At 60.4% G+C, this 19359-nt stretch carries 16 protein-coding genes; 5 read left to right on the plus strand and 11 right to left on the minus strand.

Annotation, left to right across the window (positions count from 1 at the left end):
• Window positions 1–292: 292 nt before the first annotated feature.
• Window positions 293–1447 (minus strand): Gfo/Idh/MocA family oxidoreductase, encoded by a 1155-nt coding sequence (locus JNN07_23755; GenBank protein MBL9170768.1) that lies wholly within the window; start codon window positions 1445–1447, stop codon window positions 293–295.
• Window positions 1448–1560: 113 nt separating this feature from the next.
• Here JNN07_23755 and JNN07_23760 point away from each other — a divergent pair, with 113 nt between their 5' ends.
• Both JNN07_23760 and JNN07_23765 read left to right on the plus strand, forming a co-directional pair.
• A complete protein-coding gene (locus JNN07_23760) occupies window positions 1561–3915 on the plus strand; it encodes a hypothetical protein (protein MBL9170769.1) in 2355 nt (784 codons plus the stop codon).
• Window positions 3916–4352: 437 nt separating this feature from the next.
• Window positions 4353–5066 carry a hypothetical protein gene (locus tag JNN07_23765; protein MBL9170770.1) on the plus strand — a complete coding sequence of 238 codons (714 nt, stop codon included), beginning with the start codon at window positions 4353–4355 and terminating at the stop codon, window positions 5064–5066.
• Here JNN07_23765 and JNN07_23770 read toward each other — a convergent pair.
• The 7 genes from JNN07_23770 to pap all read right to left on the minus strand — a co-directional run bounded on the left by JNN07_23770 (window position 5063) and on the right by pap (window position 14225).
• Window positions 5063–6526 carry a DUF1501 domain-containing protein gene (locus JNN07_23770; GenBank protein ID MBL9170771.1) on the minus strand — a complete coding sequence of 488 codons (1464 nt, stop codon included), beginning with the start codon at window positions 6524–6526 and terminating at the stop codon, window positions 5063–5065. The two genes, JNN07_23765 and JNN07_23770, sit on opposite strands and share 4 nt — an antisense overlap.
• 28 nt (window positions 6527–6554) lie before the next feature.
• Window positions 6555–9335 (minus strand): DUF1553 domain-containing protein, encoded by a 2781-nt coding sequence (locus JNN07_23775; protein ID MBL9170772.1) that lies wholly within the window; start codon window positions 9333–9335, stop codon window positions 6555–6557.
• Window positions 9336–9768: 433 nt separating this feature from the next.
• Complete coding sequence (locus JNN07_23780; GenBank protein MBL9170773.1) at window positions 9769–10101, minus strand: RNA-binding protein; 333 nt, start codon at window positions 10099–10101, stop codon at window positions 9769–9771.
• A 277-nt stretch (window positions 10102–10378) separates the two neighbouring features.
• On the minus strand, window positions 10379–11458 hold the full coding sequence (gene prfA / locus JNN07_23785; protein MBL9170774.1) for a peptide chain release factor 1: 1080 nt from the start codon (window positions 11456–11458) through the stop codon (window positions 10379–10381).
• A 60-nt stretch (window positions 11459–11518) separates the two neighbouring features.
• Complete coding sequence (gene rpmE / locus JNN07_23790) at window positions 11519–11770, minus strand: 50S ribosomal protein L31 (GenBank protein ID MBL9170775.1); 252 nt, start codon at window positions 11768–11770, stop codon at window positions 11519–11521.
• Window positions 11771–11828: 58 nt separating this feature from the next.
• Complete coding sequence (locus tag JNN07_23795; GenBank protein MBL9170776.1) at window positions 11829–12485, minus strand: DNA/pantothenate metabolism flavoprotein domain protein; 657 nt, start codon at window positions 12483–12485, stop codon at window positions 11829–11831.
• 228 nt (window positions 12486–12713) lie between these two features.
• A complete protein-coding gene (gene pap / locus JNN07_23800) occupies window positions 12714–14225 on the minus strand; it encodes a polyphosphate:AMP phosphotransferase (GenBank protein ID MBL9170777.1) in 1512 nt (503 codons plus the stop codon).
• Between the two features lie 81 nt (window positions 14226–14306).
• Between pap and JNN07_23805 the strand changes: the two genes are divergently transcribed.
• The gene (locus JNN07_23805) at window positions 14307–15704 is read left to right on the plus strand and encodes an amino acid permease (protein ID MBL9170778.1); all 1398 of its coding nucleotides are present in this window, start codon (window positions 14307–14309) and stop codon (window positions 15702–15704) included.
• On the opposite strand, the gene JNN07_23810 is transcribed toward JNN07_23805, so the two are convergent.
• A complete protein-coding gene (locus JNN07_23810) occupies window positions 15701–15967 on the minus strand; it encodes a DUF4404 family protein (protein MBL9170779.1) in 267 nt (88 codons plus the stop codon). The genes JNN07_23805 and JNN07_23810 overlap by 4 nt on opposite strands.
• Before the next feature lie 174 nt (window positions 15968–16141).
• Here JNN07_23810 and JNN07_23815 point away from each other — a divergent pair, with 174 nt between their 5' ends.
• Both JNN07_23815 and JNN07_23820 read left to right on the plus strand, forming a co-directional pair.
• Window positions 16142–16453, plus strand: a complete 312-nt coding sequence (locus JNN07_23815) for a DUF167 domain-containing protein (protein MBL9170780.1) — start codon at window positions 16142–16144, stop codon at window positions 16451–16453.
• A 12-nt stretch (window positions 16454–16465) separates the two neighbouring features.
• Window positions 16466–17449: a methionyl-tRNA formyltransferase gene (locus JNN07_23820; GenBank protein ID MBL9170781.1), complete on the plus strand. Its 984-nt coding sequence runs from the start codon at window positions 16466–16468 to the stop codon at window positions 17447–17449.
• Here JNN07_23820 and JNN07_23825 read toward each other — a convergent pair.
• Both JNN07_23825 and JNN07_23830 read right to left on the minus strand, forming a co-directional pair.
• Entirely contained in the window at window positions 17411–17944 is a 534-nt protein-coding gene (locus JNN07_23825) for a hypothetical protein (GenBank protein MBL9170782.1), read from the minus strand. The two genes, JNN07_23820 and JNN07_23825, sit on opposite strands and share 39 nt — an antisense overlap.
• A gap of 56 nt (window positions 17945–18000) precedes the next feature.
• Window positions 18001–18696: a hypothetical protein gene (locus JNN07_23830; protein MBL9170783.1), complete on the minus strand. Its 696-nt coding sequence runs from the start codon at window positions 18694–18696 to the stop codon at window positions 18001–18003.
• Between the last annotated feature and the right edge of the window lie 663 nt (window positions 18697–19359).

Genomic DNA, 19359 nt, shown 5'->3' on the forward strand with positions numbered 1-19359 from the left:
AACGAGCTACCCTGGGAAAAACCCATAGAATTCACAACCCCATCGTGGGTTGCGGTTTGTTTGGGGGTGTTGGCCGATCCAGTCGCAACCCGCGTTGGGGTTGTGAGAAAATAACGACTAACCCAGGGTAGGCGCTCCCGCATCGCGCCAACCCTGGGCTTTGAGGCGGAATCCCTGTGGGATTCTAACATCTGGTCGAAGAACTTGTGGGTAATGCTTAGGTCGTGCCACCGCAGTCCATAATGCTCCCGCAGCTCAAAACAGCAGTGCCATCGCACCCAGCGCTTGCCCCTTACCGTCGAAACGACTTACTAAAATCGTCGTTCTGAATCGTCTCGACGCGCTTCTGAAATTTGGAATCGGCGATCAGCTGCTGGAGCTTTTGCTCGTAGGCGGCGGAATCGAGGGGAAACTCCACGGTTTGCTGGGTGAGTCCCGAATAGAGCATGGCGTTCGCGAGTTCCACCGAGCCCAGGCCGTCGGCACCAGGTGCCACCAACGGTTTTTTGTCCAGAATGGCCTCCACAAAATTTTGCATGAGGCTGGCGTGCTGGGCGGGGCTGTTGCTGAACGGCACCTCAGCGTTCCACACTTCCGGCTTGCCGAATCCCGTCTTCGCGGTTCGACTAAATTCGAGCATGTCCGATTCGTTGCGAACGAACGTGAGCCGATCATTCTCCAGGACCAAGCGGCCGCGCGACCCAGTAATCTCCAGCCGATTCGATCCGGGAGCCTCCCCCGTGGAGGTCACGAAGATCCCCGACGCCCCATCGGGCCATTCCAAGTAGGCGGTGACCTGGTCTTCGACCTCGATTTGATGGAACTTGCCCAACTGACAGAACGCGCGCACCCGCGCCGGTCGACCAAAGAGCCAGTAGAGAGTGTCTAGATTATGCAGCGCCTGGTTGAGCAAGACCCCGCCACCTTCCCCCTTCCAAGTCGCCCGCCACCCGCCACTGGCATAGTAGGCCTCCGTCCGAAACCAGTCGGTATTGATCCAATTAACACGAATCACCTGACCCAACTCCCCCGAGCGCAACAGGTTTTGAATCTTGAGATAACGAGGTTCCGTCCGCAGCTGAAACATCGCTCCAAACACCAGATCCGGACGCTGAGCCGCCACCGCGATCAACCGCTCTGCATCGGCCTTGTGCGCGGAGATCGGTTTTTCGACCATCACGTGCAAGCCCGCCTCCAAGGCGGCAATTCCTAGCGTGGTGTGCTGGTAGTGAGGCGTGGCGATGAGCAGGGCATCAATGGTCTTGGACCGGATCAACTCCAGCGGGTCCTGGTAGATGGCCAAAGGCTTGTAAGCCTCTAGCTTAGAAGGGGATGGACTACAGACCGCCACCAACTCTGCCCGGGGGACCTGCCCCGCGCGCAGATAGGTCGCGTGATGCTTGCCGATATTGCCCATCCCAACGATACCCAGCCGAACGGAGTTCATAGTGAGGCGAGCAGCATGCAAAGCTCGGAGAATGAGGGCAATCCACAAAATGAGGTTTGCTTCACGGGCCCGCGGAGGTGATAGTTATAGGACCATTCTCATTCATTTGAACTATGAAGCCGTGCACTTGTCCCGCAACGCTCCGTGGTTTCCTGATGCTGTTGTCCCTGTTTTGGGGAGCATCCGCAACGGAAGCCCAGCAGATCCTCATTCCGACCAACACCACCTGGAGGTATTTCAGTCAGAGCACGGAACTCCCGGAGGATTGGCGTTTCCCGGATTACCCCGACGCGGATTGGGCGATCGGGGACACATCGCTGGGATTCGGTAAGCCGGTGACGACCGTGATCGACGGAGGACCCGCCGCGGCCCGATATCCCACGGTCTACTTCCGTCGGGAGTTTGAGGTGGCCGATCCCGCGAGCCTGTTGTCGTTGTCGGTCGCGTACCGTCGCGATGATGGAATCTCGATCTCCCTCAACGGTGTGGAGAACGTGCGGGATGGAATCAGCGGAACGATTGGGGATCTGATTCCGTTCACCCAGCTCGCCGCGAATGCCGCGGACAACGGAGCCACCTGGTTTACCAACCGACTGAACGTTTCCGATCTCGTCTCGGGACGCAATGTGATCGCGGTGGAGATCCATCAAAGCAGCCTCACGAGCAGCGATCTGGTCTTCGACTTTGCACTGGTGGGTTACGCCAACCCAATTCCCCCCTCCGTTGCCCTGACCTCGCCGACCAACGGGCTTTCGCTCCCGACCAAGACCCTCATTCTCACCGCCAACGCCAACGACCCGGATGATGGCGTCGCCAAGCTCGAGTTTTTCGACGGGGACACCGTTCTCACGGAGCTGACCGCTCCTCCGTTCCGCTTTGTCTGGAGCGAAATCCCGGCGGGGGCTCATACCATCACCGCTCGCGCGACGGACGTGGGCGGATTGATCACCACGTCCGCTCCCGTCACCGTCACCCTGCAAACCGCCTTGATTCCGCTGGGTTCGCTGTGGACCTATCTCGACGACGGCGTGCCCCAAGGACCGGAGTGGCGCGACGCCTTCTACGACGACTCCCAATGGAACGCCGGATACGGCGAGCTGGGCTATGGGGACGGAGACGAAGCCACGGTGGTGAACTTCGGTCCGGATGCGAACACGAAATACATCACCACCTACTTCCGTCATGGCTTTGAGGTTTCGAACCCGACGAGCCTTCAATCCCTGACCTTGGGACTGCGACGCGACGATGGCGCGGTGGTCTACCTCAACGGCAACGAGGTCTTCCGCAGCGGCATGGAGGAAGACGTCGACCTCTTGCACGAAACTCTGGCCCGCGACACGGCGGGTGAGGCCGGAGAGTTCATTTTGTTCAACAAGCAGGTGCCTCCAAGCTTATTGGTTTCAGGCCGAAATGTCATCGCGGTGGAAGTGCATCAAGCGGCCCTCACTAGTAGCGATCTCAGCTTTGACCTCCTCTTGCGCGCCAATGTTCCGACGTCCCCGGCCACCCTGAGCATTACGAACCCCAGCCCGACCGCCACGTTTTTTGCTCCGGCCGACATCACGTTTGGCATCGATGCCTACGACTCGGATTCGTCCATAATCTCCGTGGAGCTGGTGGAAGACGGGACGATCTTGGCCGAGGATCGGGTTTTCCCCTACGCGGTCACGGCGCAGGGCTTCGCCGTGGGCACCCACACCGTGGTGGCCCGGGCGATCGATGAGTCGGGCGTGACCGCCGAGTCAGCTCCCTTCGTATTCCGAGTGTTGGAACTGCCGGTGGTCACCACCCTGGTCTCGACCGGCTCCGTCTGGCGCTATCTCGATGACGCCTCCGACCAGGGCACAGCCTGGATCGAGCCGGCGTTCGATGACAGCAACTGGCTCGAAGGCGCGGCCGAACTGGGCTTCGGTGACAGCCGGGAGACCACCGCTCTGACGAGCGGCGCCATCACCTATTACTTCCGTCATGCCTTCGCCTTCGATGGTCCGAACAACGCCACCAACCTGCTCGTCCGGGTCCGTCGTGATGACGGGGTGGCCTTGTATCTAAATGGCACCCCCGTGGGGCGCAGCAACCTGCCCGATGGCGATCTCCTCTTCGACACGCCGGCGGGGGCAGACACCGATCCCGAGACGGACTTCCGTCAGATCTGGATTCCCGCGCAGCTGCTTCTCAACGGAATCAACCTGCTCGCGGCCGAGGTCCATCAATCTTCAGCCGCCTCCTCCGATGTGTCCTTCGACTTGTCGCTGGAGGCCTACGCTCCGCCCGTCACGCGTCCGATCTTGACGCTGAATCGGGACGGGGTGGGGGCGTATCGTTTGGTCTGGTCGGACCCCAGCTTCGTGCTGGAGCAATCCAGCTTACTCGAGCCAGCGGCCTGGGAACCTGTGGCTGGCGCGGTCAGTCCCTACGTCGTGACCACGAAGCCCGGCAGCAGCTTTTTCCGGCTTCGCCAGCCGTGAGGGACAGTTCAACAATCAATTGAGGTGAGGATCGGATGATGAGCGGAATTCCAAGGAGGGAGAGAGGAGGCGGGGGCGAAGCGGGATTGCGAATTTCACATTGCTCACCTGTCCTGCATAGCCCTCGGGGCGAAGCGGGATTGCTCACCGGATTGCTCATTGCTCATTGCGGTCACTCGTAACTCGTCACAGCCCGGCCGTTATCCATTTTAGATTTTGGATTTTGGATTTTGGATTGCCGAGCCTCCCCGCCGCCCCCCCCCCCCCACTCGTCACTCGTCACTCATCACTCGCCAAAGGAAGCTTGATGCGGCGGCGGGGCCGGTACATAGAATGGATTCGGCCCGCCTGGTTGACTCGCGCCGACCACCTTGGGGTTTTGAACCTGGGAATGGACAAGGTCGCGAGGAGAGAGCGAAGCCATTCCGTCCCGACTTATGCCGAATTTGAAGACCCTGCTGGCCGATCTCCAAAGCCAGCTCCAGGAAGCGCTCTCCCATCCGCCGCGCTCCGCCACTTCCGCCGCCCGCCTGCAGGCCGAGCGCGTGACCCTCAGCCTCAAGCTCGCGTTGGAACCCTCCGCCAAAACCAAGGACGAGTCGGAATCCGCCCGATTCGAACTGCTCCCGCTTCCGAGTGCTGCCAGTTTCAAAGGATCCAAGATTCCCCCAACCGAGCATACTCTCACCATCGAGTTCAGGGTCGATCCCACCGGCACCGTAATACCCAGCGCCGCTGCTTCACTCGCCATTGAACCTTCACCGTTACCCTCGCCCGCCCTACCCGCTGCAGCCGCACCGGTTGAAATCGGGCCCGACGATGAGGCGATGGCAGTGTTGACCGGGGCTCTCGGGGCTCCTGGATTCGACAGCTCGGCGCGAGCAACGGTGTTTTGTGAAGCGATGGCCGATCTGGACGAGGTTCAGCGTATCGCGGTTTGGGAATGTTTGGGCGATACCCGCCCAGGCACCGTCATCGATCCGGCATTGAAGCGGGCGCGACATCTCCTTCGCGGCATTCTACGCAGCGGACCCGGTGGAACGAAACCCACCGGACCGGCAGCCCTCGCCGCGCTGTTCGCCAAACATCCAAGCCATGACTTGCTTAACCTTATTCGCAGGGAGTGGAAAACCCAGGCAGACTGGCTCTAGCTAATAATCTCCCAGATCGGCTTGCCGTGGTCGATCTCGAGTCGCTTCCGGCCGGGGATTTCCATCTGACGAGAATCCAAACCAAGCTGATGGAGGATCGTCGCGTGAATATCCGTCACGTAGTGCCGATTCTCCACCGCATGAAATCCGATCTCATCGGTGGCGCCGTGCACGATGCCACGCTTGAGCCCACCGCCCGCCATCCAGACGGAAAAACCGAAGATGTGATGATCCCGTCCGTCCGATCCCTGCGAGCCGGGAGTCCGGCCGAACTCAGTGGCGAACACGACCAGGGTTTCGTCCAAAAGCCCACGGGCATCCAAGTCCTGCAGCAGCGCCCCGATGGGTTGATCCACTGCCAAGGCATGCGCGGTATGGTTCGCTTTCAGCCCGCTGTGCGCGTCCCAGGCCCCCGCGCCGCCTCCGCCATGCTGAATCTGAACGAAGCGAACTCCGCGCTCCACCAAACGACGCGCTGCGAGAAGCTGCATCCCGAAGTCACGACAATGCGGGAGATCCAGTCCATATAAGGCTTTGGTCTCCGCGGATTCGCGGGAGAAGTCCACGATGTCGGGAATGGATCGCTGCATGCGAAAGGCCAGCTCGTAGGAAGCCACCCGAGCCGCCATGGCCGGATCACGGGGATACTCCACCCCGCGCAAGGCATTGAGCTGTTGGATCAAGTCCAATCCAACACCCTGCGCGTCGCCGGCGAACGCGCCCTCAGCTCGGCCGAAGTCGATGGGTTTCTGCGGATCGATGCGCAACGGGACGGCGTCATGGGCCGGCCCGAGATAGTGTCCATCGCGCTTGTTCCAATACTCGCGGGTGCCCATCGAGATGAACTGAGGCAGGTTCTGGTTCAGACTGCCCAACCCGTAGTGCACCCAGGCGCCCAGGGTGGGAAAATCGCCATCGTTCTGGTGGCGACCCGAATGAAACTGGGTCTGGGCGCCGTGATTGCTGTCGGTCGTCCACATTGACCGCACCACCGCCAAGCGGTCCACCTGGCGAGCGATATGCGGAAACCAGTCGCTGACTTCAATGCCACTCTGCCCGTGTTTCCGGAACCCGACCTGCAAGGGGTAGAGCTTGTTTCGCTGATTGCCATTGGCATCCGGCACCACGAGACGCTCGATCGCCAGTTTCTTGGGATCCTGCACCCCGGCAAAGGGAGTCTCAGCGATGCTCTTGCCCTCGTATTGGGTCAGCATCGGCTTGGGATCGAAACTCTCCATATGGCTCACTCCGCCATTCATGAAGAGCCAGATCACGTTCTTGGCTTTAGGCGTGAAATGAGGGCGGCCGTCCACCCGGGGCACTGACGGCGCAGCGGCCACGAGCCCATCGCGCTGAAGCATCGCTCCCAACGCCAGCCCGGTGAAGCCCATGCCCAAATCCGCCAGGAAAGTCCGTCGAGAGAGCGGACCGCCGGACCGGAAACTCGCGTGGTGTGTCATACGCAGGGAAAAGGAATCGAACGCCGATTTAACGCATGGTTACAAAGTCGTTATGGTTGAGCAATGCCCAGATCAGACTGGCGCGCGCGCGCTCGGCGGGCGCGGGATCCGAGGCGACGATTGCCAATCGGCGCCACTCCTCCAAGGCCTTGGCCGCGACGGCCAACTCGGGTTCCGTGGGAGCGAAGCCCAGCAAGGCGAGAAACGCTCGACGCACAAACCGCGCCTCGACCTCCGCCTCGGTTCCTCCACCCCCCAAGGCCTCGCGACTCAACCGAGCGGCGATGAGCGGTGCAGCTTCCTGGACCAACTTGCTGTTCGACAAAGCCAGCGCCTGCTGGGGAACCACACTCTGATCACGTCGATAGCACTCCTTTACCGCCGCATCGTCGAAGGTGGACAAAAACAAGTTCTGGTCGTTGTTGGAGTGAACGAAATACAGGCTGCGCCGACGCGACGATTCCTGCTCCGCCGGGAGCACCGGAGGCCCGCCCTGAGTGACGTCCAAACGCCCCGCCTGCGCTAGAATGGAGTCGCGGATCACCTGCGCTTCCAACCGCACTGGCGTGCGACGCCACCAGCGAAGGTTGTCGGGGTCTTGGGACAGCTGAGCATCGGCACCCGCCAAGGACGAACCCAGGCGATAGGCCGATGAGGTCACCATCAGCCGATGGAGATGCTTCAGGCTCCAGCCGCTGTCCACCAGTTCCGATGCCAGCCAATCGATGAGTTCTGGAAACAGAGGAGCCGCGTTCTTGCGCCCGAAGTCGAACACGCTGGGCACCAGCGGAGCACCGAAGTGGCGCATCCACACATGATTGATCGCCACCCGAGCCGTGAGCGGATTCCGCGCGTCCGTGATCCACGCCGCCAAGGCTGTCCGACGTCCGGTGCTGCGCGGAGCGAACTCGACACGCGGGTCATCCTTGGTCGAATCGAGAAATCGGGTCGGAGTCCAACTGGCTCCCACCAGGCGGGTATACTTCTCGTCCAGCCCAACGGGCGCGACCGAATCCTTTTCTGCCTTGGCCACGGCCTCGTTGGCCGACACGAGTTCCTTATCGATGGCCGCCTTCTGATCCGGTGCGGCTCGCCATCGCTTCAGCTCAACTTCGACCACGCGCTGCCTCGCACGAACGACGGCCGTGTCTCGTTCGGCCCTGACGGCACGCTGCCGGGTTTCCTGAACTCGGTCGACACCGGCCTGGGTCCACTCCGCCTGCAATGCCGTCAGACGCGACTCCAGGCCAGTCAGCTCAGACTGAGCGAGCTGAAGCGTCGCTTCCGCCACCCTCAACTCGGCCTGGCGGAGCGCCGTCTCGTCGGAACCCGACGAGGGTTGGCGCTGTTTCTCCCGCGCCTGATGCGCGGAGGATTCGGCCGCGTTAAGTTTCTGGCGAGCGGCACTCAGATAGGCGGCTCCTACCCAAGGACGTCGATCCGGCTGCCACGCCTCCACCGGGAGTTCCACCGGCTGAATCCGCAAGTCGCCGAACATCAGCATTTCGGGAATACCGGGAGCAATCGTTACGGAGAGGTCGGGCTCTTTTTCCTGACCGCGCACAAACCGGTAGGTGGGCGGGGGAGGATAGGCATCATAAACCCGCGGCAGTCCATCCCGGTTCAAGTCGGACTCTCCGGGCAGGACATCCACCCGCACCTGGTAGGGTTCGAAGAAGGCCCGCAGTTTGTAGAAGTCCCCCTGAGCGATGGGATCATACTTGTGATCATGGCATTTGGCACAGTTCAGAGTAAGTCCCAGGAATGACTTGCCGACATGTTCCACCGTTTCATCCATCCATTGATTGCGATTGAACAGGAAATAGTTGCGGCCGAGATAGCCGGTCGCACGCAGACGGCCGAGGTCGTCGGGATGCGATTCATCCGCCGCCAGCATCAGGCGAATCATCTCGTCGTAGGGAGTATCGGCATTGACGGATTCGATGATCCAGTCGCGCCAGTGCCAAATGTGCTTTTGGCTGTTGCGAAGTTGATCCCCCAGCCCCCACCAATCACTATACCGCCAGACGTCCATCCAGTGCCGAGCCCAGCGCTCGCCGTGTCGCGGGTCGGAGAGCAGGCGATCGACCATCGCCTCATACCAATCGGGTGCGGTGGCCGATTCGGCAGCGGTGATTTCAGCTGCCGACGGAGGCAAGCCGATCAGATCGAGATACAGCCGACGAACCAGCACAGCGCGAGGGGCGTCAGGAAGAGGGCGAAGTCCTCGACGTTCGTGCTCCGCGGCGAGAAAGGCATCGATGGGGTTTCTAACCCAGGTCGCATGGCTGACGACCGGCACGTGCGGGCGTTGACGGGGACGGAAAGCCCAATGGCTTTGGGGATCCGCCTCCGGCTGTTCCTCCACCGGCGAAACTGCGCCTTGCTGAATCCAGGTGCGCAGGAGGGAAATCTGGGCAGCGGAAAAGGGTTCGCCCTCATGCTCCGGCGGCATTCGTTCATCGAGTTGCGAGGTCGAAACCCTTTCGAGCAGAAGAGATTTATTTGCGTCACCACGCGACAGGACGGGCCCGGATTTCCCGCCTTGGAGCATCGACGGGACCGTATCCAAGCGAAGCTTCGCTTTTTGTTGGAGCGCCCCGTGGCAGGTGTAGCAGCGCTCGCGGAGTAAGGGTTTGATCTGGCGAGTGTAGTCGACCTCCGCGACCTCGGCCCGCAACACGAAAGGGAGGAGTGCGACCCCCGCGCCGAGGAGATGACAGAGGAAGGCCAAGCCATCAGCTTGTGCAAAAAGGGCTGACTGAACGCGAGTGCAGTTCGATCGAAATAAAAGTCGTCCAAGGGACATGAGTGAACGCTTCCCTTTTGAACTGAGCAGAGGATCCCGTCGAGATTAAACCTAAAACGTAGATGACCCCTCTGGACCTACGCGGTGGCACGACACCGCTGTTCCTTCGCGCCAGATTATCACCCTCCCGCGCACTCATTCACCTACGACAACCTTCAGCCACTCCGTCGCCCGCAGGAAAAGCGGAGACATGTCTCCGCGCTCCATAGAAGAACGCCTCCCCTTCGCACGTCATTCGGCAAGCCCCGCCCCACCCGATGGGCCGACACGGCCCACACTACATTGTAGCGACGTCCGTCCCCGGACGTTCCCCCCGCCCCGATGGGCCGACACGGCCCACACTACACGCCTCGCATCCTGAGTACAAAAAAACGAGGCCTGGAGTTACCCAGGCCTCGAAAGTAGACAGATTGGCGAACAGCCAATCGACTTCTTAGTAGCGATTGCGACCGCCGCCACCGCCGCCGCCGCCGTATTCACGACGACCACCGCCGCCGCCGCCGCCGGAGGGACGCTCTTCGCGAGGACGAGCGATGTTGACAGTGAGGTTACGGCCATCCAACGGAGCTCCGTTCATGGCGTCGATTGCCTTCTGAGCTTCCTCGGGGGTGCTCATCGTGACGAAACCGAAGCCGCGGGGACGCCCGCTCATACGGTCCATCATCAAATTGGTTTCGACAACCGTTCCGTGAGCCGCGAATGCGTCTTGGAGGTCGTTTTCCGTGATGTTGAAGGAAAGATTTCCAACAAACAATTTCGTACTCATGTGATGTTTTACTGTTCTAGAGTAACCCTTGCTTTCTCGAGACTGTTCCCGACCATCGGGATTAAAATCATCACTGAACTGTGTTCACCTGAAGATTCACCATGCCTTGAAAGTAATAAGCTATCTAACACTGCCCATTAACATGGATGTTTCCAGAGAGATAGCAATTGTTTTTTTGAAAAAACTTTTGACTCTGAAGCCGAAATTAAAACTAGCCGGCAAATAGGCACCCAAAACCGGCACTTTTTTCCGGATCCGAGCGGCGGGAGGGCGAAAACTAGAGGCTGAGACCCTGTAGACGCTCCTCCATGTCATGTTCAGAAAGAGGGTCGAGCAGGCAATTAATGTCCCCCTCCATCACCGCGGAGAGGTTGTAGATGGTCAATTCGATCCGATGATCCGTGACTCGGTTTTGCGGGAAATTATAGGTGCGAATCTTCTCATTCCGCTCGCCCGTTCCCACCTGAGCCTTTCGGGCAGCCGCGTATTTCGCATTTTCTTCGGCGATCCGCCGCTCGAGCAAGCGACTGCGCAATACCTTCATCGCCTTATCCCGATTCTTGATCTGGGAACGCTCATCGGAACAGCGCACGATCAGACCGGTAGGCTTGTGGATGATCTGAACCGCGCTGTCGGTGGTGTTAACCCCCTGCCCGCCCGGCCCGCTGGCACGACAGACAGACACCTCGAGTTCCTCGGGTTTGATTTGGACATCCACCTCCTCAGCCTCGGGAAGCACCGCCACGGTTGCGGTGCTGGTGTGGATTCGTCCCTGCGCCTCGGTCGCGGGAACCCGTTGGACCCGATGAACCCCGCTCTCAAACTTCAAACGACGAAAGGCCTCATCGCCCTTCACTCCAAAGATAATTTCTCGAAAGCCGCCTAAATCGGACGTGCTGGATTCCATGGTCTCAATCTTCCAGCCCCGCGTTTCCGCATACCGGGTATACATCCGATACAAATCAGCGGCGAAGAGTGCCGACTCGGCCCCGCCCGCTCCGGCCCGGATTTCGAAGATCGTGTTGCGTGAGTCCGTGGGATCCGGAGGCAGGAGGCCGCGCTGAACCGCTCGGGTGAGACGAGCCACTTCAGGCTCAAGCCGGGCGATCTCCTCCTTCGCCATCTGGCCCAGTTCCGAACTGAGGGGCTCAGAAGCGGCCAAGGACCGGTTCTCCTCCAGCTCCTGGACCGCCTTGATATACACATCCCCCGTCTCGACCAACTCCTTCAGCCGGGAATACTCCCGGGACAGCTCCTGGAATTTCTGGGCCTGGCTGAACGTGGACGGGTCACTGAGCAACTGCTCCACCTCCCGATACCGGGCACGCAGGCTTTCAATGTGACGTCGGAGGTCCATGAAAAAAAGAATCCGCCCGCATAAGCACGGAGCTTGTGCGGGCGGATGGCGGAAAAGGATCTACTTCTTCTTTTTCTTGCCGGCGGCAACCGCAGCGGCAGCTTGCGCGGCCTGGGTCTTGGCCATGCGCTGTTGGAACTTGTCGACGCGTCCGGCGGTATCAACAAATTTCTGCTGCCCTGTGTAGAAGGGATGGCAGGCATTGCAGATACCCACAACGATCGAGGGCTTGGTGGAGCGAGTGTGAATCACGTTGCCACAAGCGCAACGAATCTCAGCGTCCATGTACTTCGGATGAATATCGGCTTTCATAAAAGCAAGGTCGGACACCGTATCAATAGGGGCAGGGAAAACAAGGGAAAACTAGGACTTATTTTGTGGGTGCTCCTACCCAGGCAGTCAGGAAGGCCAGCAGGGCGGACCGATCAGCCAGGTGACGCAGGGCGCCATCGACGCTAGACCAGCCAAATCCAGGGCCGTAGGCGGGGCCGTTCAGCACGCAGGCATCAGTTCGGTTTTCACGAATCTGTTGAACCCCTTTGGCCACAACCTCCTGCCGACTGCCGTCCACTTCATACTTCCAGCCTACCAGCCGCGCTTGCGGAAACAGGGACCGCAGCTCGGCAATCAGCTTGGGTGTCGGCAGCAACTCGGCCAGCAGAGTCCCCTGCCGAGTGGTTAGTTTGCCCGCGCTGAGCTCGCGCAGTTCGCCAGACTCAACGCGTTCCCAAACCTTTCCGAACCGAAAGTCGCTGACGGCTGCTGCGTGAAAAAGCGCGCCAACCCCGGCGTCCACCTGATCGTGCAGGCGTTCCCGAAGGTTCTCCGTGGTGCTGAACCGGATGACGCGAAGCCCGGCCGGAGGCACCACCGTGGCCCCCTCACCCAGCAACAGCGTCACCGGATGTCCGGCCGAAACCAATTGCTGAGCCAGCTCCAGCCCCAGGCTGCCGGTGGAGAAGTTGGTCAGCCGACGAACCTGATCCAGGTTCTCGTACGTCGGTCCGGCAGTGATGAGGCAGTGCATCTGCCGCAACCATATCTCAGGGCCGAGAGCCTCCAAGCCGGAAATGCACGCGTGACGGAGCGGGAGGAATAAGGCAGAACGGGCCAGTTTTGAACAATCAGATTGGGTTTCCTCACCCCGGCTCCGAGTCGGGGTGATTGCTAGCAGGCCGGCATCCAAACAACCCGAGAACCGAACAGGAGCCCTGGCGGGCACCCTGCAGAACAATAGCCTAAGTCCGACGGCCTGTTAGAGGACTTCTTCCAGGGAGCGGCAGAGGGTCTTCAAGATCTGAATCCGCGCATACCGTTTGTCATTTCCGGCGACCAGCGTCCAAGGCGCATACTCCGTGCTGGTGTGCTCCACCATGTCATTCACCGCGGCCTTATAGTGGTCCCACTTGCCACGGTTCCGCCAATCCTCCGGAGTGATCTTATACTTCTTGAACGGCACCACCTCGCGCTCCTTGAACCGGCGAAATTGTTCATCGGGACTGATGTGGATCCAGAATTTGGCCAGCACCCCTCCATGCTCGCGAATTTGCTGTTCGAAATCGTTAATCTCCCGGTAAGCCCGAGCCCACTCCTCCGGCCGCGCATAACCTTCGACCCGTTCGACCAGAACCCGACCATACCACGAGCGATCGAAAATGGTGACACGTCCGCAGGCCGGCAACCGACGCCAAAAGCGCCAGAGATAATGATACGATCGCTCCTCGTCGTTGGGGGCAGCGATGGGCACAACCCGAAACAACCTAGGATCGATGGCGGCGGTCACGCGGCGAATGCAGCTTCCCTTGCCGGCCGCATCCCATCCTTCGAACACAATGACCGTTGATGTCTTTTTCTCCTGCGCAGCCCAGGTCAATCGGTTGAGTTTGGCCTGATACTTCACCAACTTCTTCTCGTATTCCTTTTCGGAGAGAGCGCAGCTCAGGTCCACCCGGTCCAGGATAGTCTTGTCGGTAGAGACCGGAGTGACCCGGATCCGCTGTGGCAGCGGGTCCGAAGGGGGTGGCAAGCGTCGTTGGAGGCGTCGGAGCCGACTCAGGAGCGCCTCCAGCAGGGTCCGGGCGGCGGTGTAATCCCGATGTCGATCATCGCTCGCTTCGATGATGTGCCACGGTGAGGAATCGGTGTCGGTTTCGCGGATCGCACGCTCCGAGGCCTTGGTGAATTTGTCGTAGAGCTCGCGATGTGCCCAATCGCTGGGAAGCACCCGCCAATGCGTCTCCGGATCGTTGCGCAGACTCTTGAGTCGCTCATGCAGCGCCTTCTTGGAGAGGTGAAACCACAGCTTTACGATCAGGGCGCCATCCCGGATCAGCATGTCCTCGAAGAAGGCGATTTGCTTCAAGGCGGAATCGAATTCAGGATTCTTGATCTCCCCATGCACGCGGCCGATGACAGGCTGGGTGTACCAGGAGCCGAACATGAGGGCAATCCGCCCGCGCGTGGGCAGGGCTTGCCAGAAGTGCCAGTAGGGCGGATGCGTTTTCTCGCCCTCGATCTCGTGCTCAAATGAGTGCGTATCGAGGCCGCGCGGATCCAGCCACTCGTTCAAGCGATGCACCACATCTCCTTTCCCGGCGCCATCGACGCCGGAGATGATGACCACAACCGGCACGCCGGCCGACTTCAAAGCAAACTGCGCCTCGACCAACCGGGCACGCAGTTCCGGCAAGCGCCGGTCGAACTCGCGCTTACTTAGGGTGCGACCCAATTCTGCTGCATCAAACATGAAGGAGACCCATTCCTTCATTGAAAGGCTTACGATGTCAATGACTTGATTTCGGTGCCTTGACATCCCGGGTGAGGCTGACGTTCTCTTGGGGGCAATCGCATGTCGACAGCCGCCCTACCGCCACCTTCGCCGGATCAACCCTCCTCCCTGCCACGGCGGTTTGGGGTGGTCTCGGCCACGGCCCTGAACATGTCGAACATGATCGGTGTGGGGCCATTCCTGACCATCCCCCTGCTCCTCTCCGAAATGGGCGGACCCCAGGCGATGCTAGGCTGGCTGGTGGCCATGCTCATCACCATTCCGGACGGCATGATTTGGAGTGAGTTGGGGGCGGCACTCCCCGGCTCAGGAGGCAGCTACCACTACCTGCGCGAAGGCTTTGGACGGGAGACCTGGGGACGACTGATGGCGTTCTTATTCATCTGGCAGTTCATCTTCAGCGGACCGCTCGAAATCGCCTCCGGCTACATTGGATTCGACAATTACCTGGCCTACTTGTGGACCCATTCGGACCAGCGGGTGATCGGGGTCGTAACGACCACGCTGGGCCTACTCACGATCTGGTTGCTGTACCGTCAGATCCACTCGATCGCCAAGCTGACGGTGGCCCTGTGGATTGGGACCATGATTACGGTCGCGGCTGTCATCGTGACCGGAGCGCTGCACTTCAATCCCGCGATCGCCTTCGATTTTCCGCCCGAGGCATTCGTCCTCAACAAGCAGTTCTGGAATGGGCTGGGCGCGGCGGCGGTGATTGGGATCTACGACTACCTCGGCTATTACGACGTCTGTTTCCTGGGTGACGAGGTGAAGGATCCGGGACGCACCATCCCGCGCTCCGTCATGATCAGCCTGGTCGGAGTGGCGCTGATTTATGTGGCGATCAATCTCTCCATCATCGGAATCATTCCGTGGCGGGAGTTCGTTCCGGCGTCGGAGAAGCCCGCCGTGGCCAACTTCGTGGTCTCGGTCATGATGGAACGAATCTATGGCCGCGAGGTTGCGAGCGTGTTTACCCTCCTGGTGCTCTGGACCACCATCGGCTCCGTCTTTGCGCTCCTGCTCGGGTATTCAAGAATCCCGTATGCGGCGGCGCGAGACGGGGGCTTTTTCAAGGTTTTCGGCAAGCTGCATCCTCAGGGCCGCTTCCCCCATGTCTCCCTGCTGACCGTAGGCGGCGTCGCCATCATCTGCAGCTTTTTCAGCTTGGGAGATGTCATTAACGCCCTGATCACCCTGCGCATCCTGGTGCTGTTCGTCGGCCAGATCGTGGCGGTCACCCTCTTGCGAATTCGGGCTCCGCAAATGAACCGGCCCTACCGGGTGTTCCTCTATCCACTGCCCAGTCTGCTGGCGTTGGTGGGATGGATCTTTCTATTTCTGACCTCGCCTTGGAAGACCATTGGCATTGGCATGGGAACGCTCGTCGTCGGACTCGTCGTGTTCCTGGTCTGGTCCAAGCAAACCCAGGCCTGGCCCTTTCGGCCAGCGCGCTAAATCCCGAGATTGCTGAGCGTCCGGAGAATTTCGCTGAGGATCGCCGGCACCCGAGGGTGCTCGATCTCCAGACGAGACACCTCGGCGCGAAAACGATCGCTAAGAGGCTGGCTGGCGGCCGGATCTGGCTCTTCATCAAGAGCCTTTTCCAAGTCGACCGCCAATCGATGCACCTGATCCAAGGCCGTGCGGTCGCCCAGCTCGGCTCGATGAATCTCTTGCTGCAACTGCTTGATGGAGTTCTTGAGTGCTTCCCGGCTCATATACCTGTGGAATAGGCTCAAATCCCTTCCGAGTCGAGCGGCAAAACGTCCTGAAGTCTGTGGGGCAGTGATGAGTGACGAGTGATGAGTTGCCAATGAGCAACCAGACCAACCGTGCCAACCCCGGTCGTTCTGGATTGCCTGCGGATGTCCGGTCGCACAAGGTATTCCCTCATGTCTTTGCCGACCTGGATCACCTCAAATGCCACAGGCGTCTCGCTGAACCTCAAGGTTCAGCCACGCGCTTCCTCCAATGGGGTGGGACCGGCAGTGGGGGATCAGCTGAAGATCAAAGTCACCGCACCACCGGTGGACGCCGCCGCCAATGAAGCGGTGGTGGAACTGCTGGCCGACCTGCTGGACTGCTCCCGAGGATCCATCCAGATCCTGCGCGGCCAGACTTCCCGCAATAAAGTCCTGAAGGTCCACGGGCTGGAGGCCCGGGTGGTGGCCGAGCGCCTGACTCGTGTCGCGGGCAAAGGCTAACCAAATCGATTTATGCTCCGGATCGTTTTCATAGGCACCGCCGAACTCGCAGTCGCCAGCCTGAATGCCCTGCGCCGTCAACCTGGCTTTGAGATCCCGTTGGTGGTGACCCAACCCGATCGCCCCCAGGGTCGCAAGCTTCAGCTCAAACCAACCCCCGTCAAGGCGGCAGCCTTGGAAGCTGGACTCACCGTATTTCAGCCGGAAAAGATCCGGACCGAAGACTCTCTCCAGGTCATTCGCGACGCCAAGCCTGACCTCCTGGTGGTAGCCGCCTATGGCCAGATCTTGCCGAAGACTCTGCTCGACCTCCCGCGCTGGGGTTGTCTCAATGTTCACACGTCACTCCTCCCCAAGTATCGCGGCGCCGCTCCGATTCAGTGGTCGATTCTCAATGGAGACGAGCAGACCGGCGTCACTCTCATGCAAATGGATCCCGGACTGGACACCGGACCGATTCTCACCCACCAAGCCACGCCTATTTCCGACACCGACGATGCCCTCTCGCTCCACGACCGCCTGGCGCAGATCGGCAGCGAGCTCCTCATCCGCACCATCCCCGCTTGGGTGGCCGGGGAGTTGAAACCCCAACCTCAATCGGAGGAAGGCACCTGTTATGCCCGCAAGATCGAGAAACAGGATGGACTGCTCGATTGGAAGCTGCCGGCCAAGACGCTCTGGAATCGGGTCCGCGGACTCGTTCCCTGGCCAGGAGCGTTTTGCCTGCGTCCTGACGGGACGGAAAGCCGGGTGCTGAAAGTGTGGGAAGCGGCACCAGACGTGAGCGCCACTCCGGGCGAAATCGGGGAGGTGCTCCAGGCGGACGCCGCCGGGATCCGGGTGCGCTGCGGAGAAGGTTCTTTGCGCCTCCTGGCCCTCCAACGCGACGGAGGCAAACGATTATCCGCTCGGGAGTTCCTGGCCGGCCAGCCCATTCAAGTTGGGGAGCGATGGGGATCAGTGAATCAGCACCGCGAACAAGCCCCAGAGCAGTAGAAATAGGATAGCACAGACCAGGAGAAACCGGCGTCGGGCGATACGCTTCTCATAACGCAGCGGGCGTATTCCCTGCAGACTGCCAGCGGCCAGCAGGTCCACGAGTTTGGGATTGCGGGAGGTGGGGCTGCGCAACTGGTCCATCAAGCGCTTCCAGGCCGCGGGAAGGTCATACTTTCTCACACCCAGCTCGTTATAATGGGCGGGGGGAGCGGTCAGATCCTGCAATCGCTCATGGCGCAGCGGCTCGAAAACCGGGTCTCGACGCAGGGGACGCGGAGGCACGGAAGGGACGGCGGTTCCGCCGGAGGTCTCCCGTGGGACCGCCAGCGAGCTGGGGTTGCGCGGAGGCGGAGGCGGGGTCTCGGTCAAGGACGGCGACGACTCTTTCTTCGAGGCCAGATCGAGGATCTGCTCTTCCAGCTGCCGGATCTGCTGCGTCAGATCCTGCGCCTTTTCAGAGATGGGGTCTTTCTTCCGCTTGAACCAACCCATAATCGAAGATTCGTCGCCACTGATGCAGGGATCAGGCGATAGGTATCACCACCCCATCAACGACGGAGCCACAACATCAAGAAAATCATCAGGCCAAGCACGAACAGCGGCCAATTGATAGCGAAGCCCAAGCGGCACAGGTCACCAAAGCTTTGCGGCAGGCCCCCGCCCACCGGCACCACGCCCCGGTCGTCGGCACTTCCTCCCCCGGCCGACTCCCCGGGCGCCTTGCCGTTGAGTTCCGCGAACTTGACGCGGGCGGAGTTCCATTCCATCCGGGAGTTGTCCACGGTGGTCATGCCGCGGGTCAGCTCCATTTCAAAATTCTCTTTGTTCCAGCTCTCCTGATTCAGGCTGATGACTTTACCCAACGCCTCACGCAAATCGACCAGAACCTTGCTGCGCTGTTCGGCTTCCCGACGATGATTCAACTCCGCCTCCTCCATGAGGGCGATGCTGCGGGTCAGGTTTTGAATCATTTCCTGGCGGCCGGTGGTGAACTCCGATTGGCGTCGTCGGGTCTCTTCCAGAGCGGCCCGCTCCCGTTCCAGCCGCTGCTGCTCATTCTTCAGCTCGGCGAGCCGTTGCTGCATCTCGCTGACCTTCAGTTCGACCTCCTCGCGGCTGGGGGCCTTGCGCTCCCCCGCGCCCACGGGGGCCGACGCTGTACCGGTCGCCCCAGCATACCCGGGTTTGGTTACCGGGTGCAGGTCATCATCAATGAATTCGGAGGCGTCGAATTGCGAGCTCATGGGAACGAACTCTAAGGGCAGGCCCGGTTTTGTAAAGGGCGCTAGCAGCTTGTCGGACTTGGCCCCACCCGACGTGAGTCCGGTGGGGACAGGTCCGCCAGGCTGCTAGAAGGCACTGCGTGCGGGAAGATAGACGATTCTGGATATTTAAAGGGTTGGGAAATGAGTTTCCGGCGAGGGGACACCTCCGAAAAAACGGACGTAAATCGAGCCCATGAACGTGGTGGGGTCACTACCCTATATTGTAGGAGCCGCCGTGAGAAGGCTTCGGCGAACGTTCGAGTCCGTTCCAGCGCCGAGAGCAATAGGCGGCTCCGAGGACACCCTACGTTGTCCCCTACAGTCCGCAGTGTAGGAACCGAGGTAACGAGGCTTGGTTCAAGGAGAGCCTCTCGGACTCGACCCCACCGGTGGGGTCAAGGAGATTAGCCGGGTGATCGAAGATCCCCGGAATCGATCCCCCCCAAGGACAGAGCATCGGGCAGCGATACCATGTCGCGCGCAGAAAAAGCGGAGACGTGTCCTGAGTATTACCCACAAGTTCTTCGACCAGATGTTAGAATCCCACAGGGATTCCGCCTCAAAGCCCAGGGTTGGCGCGAAGCGGGAGCGCCTACCCTGGGTTAGTCGTTGTTTTCTCACAACCCCAACGCGGGTTGCGAC

This window comes from Verrucomicrobiales bacterium, from assembly GCA_016793885.1.
Classification (GTDB): domain Bacteria; phylum Verrucomicrobiota; class Verrucomicrobiia; order Limisphaerales; family UBA11320; genus UBA11320.

Bases quoted from the DNA above. Each gene is read 5' to 3' on its own strand.
- JNN07_23830 (MBL9170783.1), bottom strand. From the start codon at position 18,696: ATGAGCTCGCAATTCGACGCCTCCGAATTCATTGATGATGACCTGCAC.
- JNN07_23755 (MBL9170768.1), bottom strand. From the start codon at position 1,447: ATGAACTCCGTTCGGCTGGGTATCGTTGGGATGGGCAATATCGGCAAG.
- JNN07_23770 (MBL9170771.1), bottom strand. From the start codon at position 6,526: ATGACACACCACGCGAGTTTCCGGTCCGGCGGTCCGCTCTCTCGACGG.
- JNN07_23780 (MBL9170773.1), bottom strand. From the start codon at position 10,101: ATGAGTACGAAATTGTTTGTTGGAAATCTTTCCTTCAACATCACGGAA.
- JNN07_23810 (MBL9170779.1), bottom strand. From the start codon at position 15,967: ATGAGCCGGGAAGCACTCAAGAACTCCATCAAGCAGTTGCAGCAAGAG.
- JNN07_23760 (MBL9170769.1), top strand. From the start codon at position 1,561: ATGAAGCCGTGCACTTGTCCCGCAACGCTCCGTGGTTTCCTGATGCTG.
- JNN07_23795 (MBL9170776.1), bottom strand. From the start codon at position 12,485: ATGCACTGCCTCATCACTGCCGGACCGACGTACGAGAACCTGGATCAG.
- prfA (MBL9170774.1), bottom strand. From the start codon at position 11,458: ATGGACCTCCGACGTCACATTGAAAGCCTGCGTGCCCGGTATCGGGAG.
- JNN07_23805 (MBL9170778.1), top strand. From the start codon at position 14,307: ATGTCGACAGCCGCCCTACCGCCACCTTCGCCGGATCAACCCTCCTCC.
- JNN07_23820 (MBL9170781.1), top strand. From the start codon at position 16,466: ATGCTCCGGATCGTTTTCATAGGCACCGCCGAACTCGCAGTCGCCAGC.
- rpmE (MBL9170775.1), bottom strand. From the start codon at position 11,770: ATGAAAGCCGATATTCATCCGAAGTACATGGACGCTGAGATTCGTTGC.
- JNN07_23825 (MBL9170782.1), bottom strand. From the start codon at position 17,944: ATGGGTTGGTTCAAGCGGAAGAAAGACCCCATCTCTGAAAAGGCGCAG.
- JNN07_23815 (MBL9170780.1), top strand. From the start codon at position 16,142: ATGTCTTTGCCGACCTGGATCACCTCAAATGCCACAGGCGTCTCGCTG.
- JNN07_23775 (MBL9170772.1), bottom strand. From the start codon at position 9,335: ATGTCCCTTGGACGACTTTTATTTCGATCGAACTGCACTCGCGTTCAG.
- pap (MBL9170777.1), bottom strand. From the start codon at position 14,225: ATGAAGGAATGGGTCTCCTTCATGTTTGATGCAGCAGAATTGGGTCGC.
- JNN07_23765 (MBL9170770.1), top strand. From the start codon at position 4,353: ATGCCGAATTTGAAGACCCTGCTGGCCGATCTCCAAAGCCAGCTCCAG.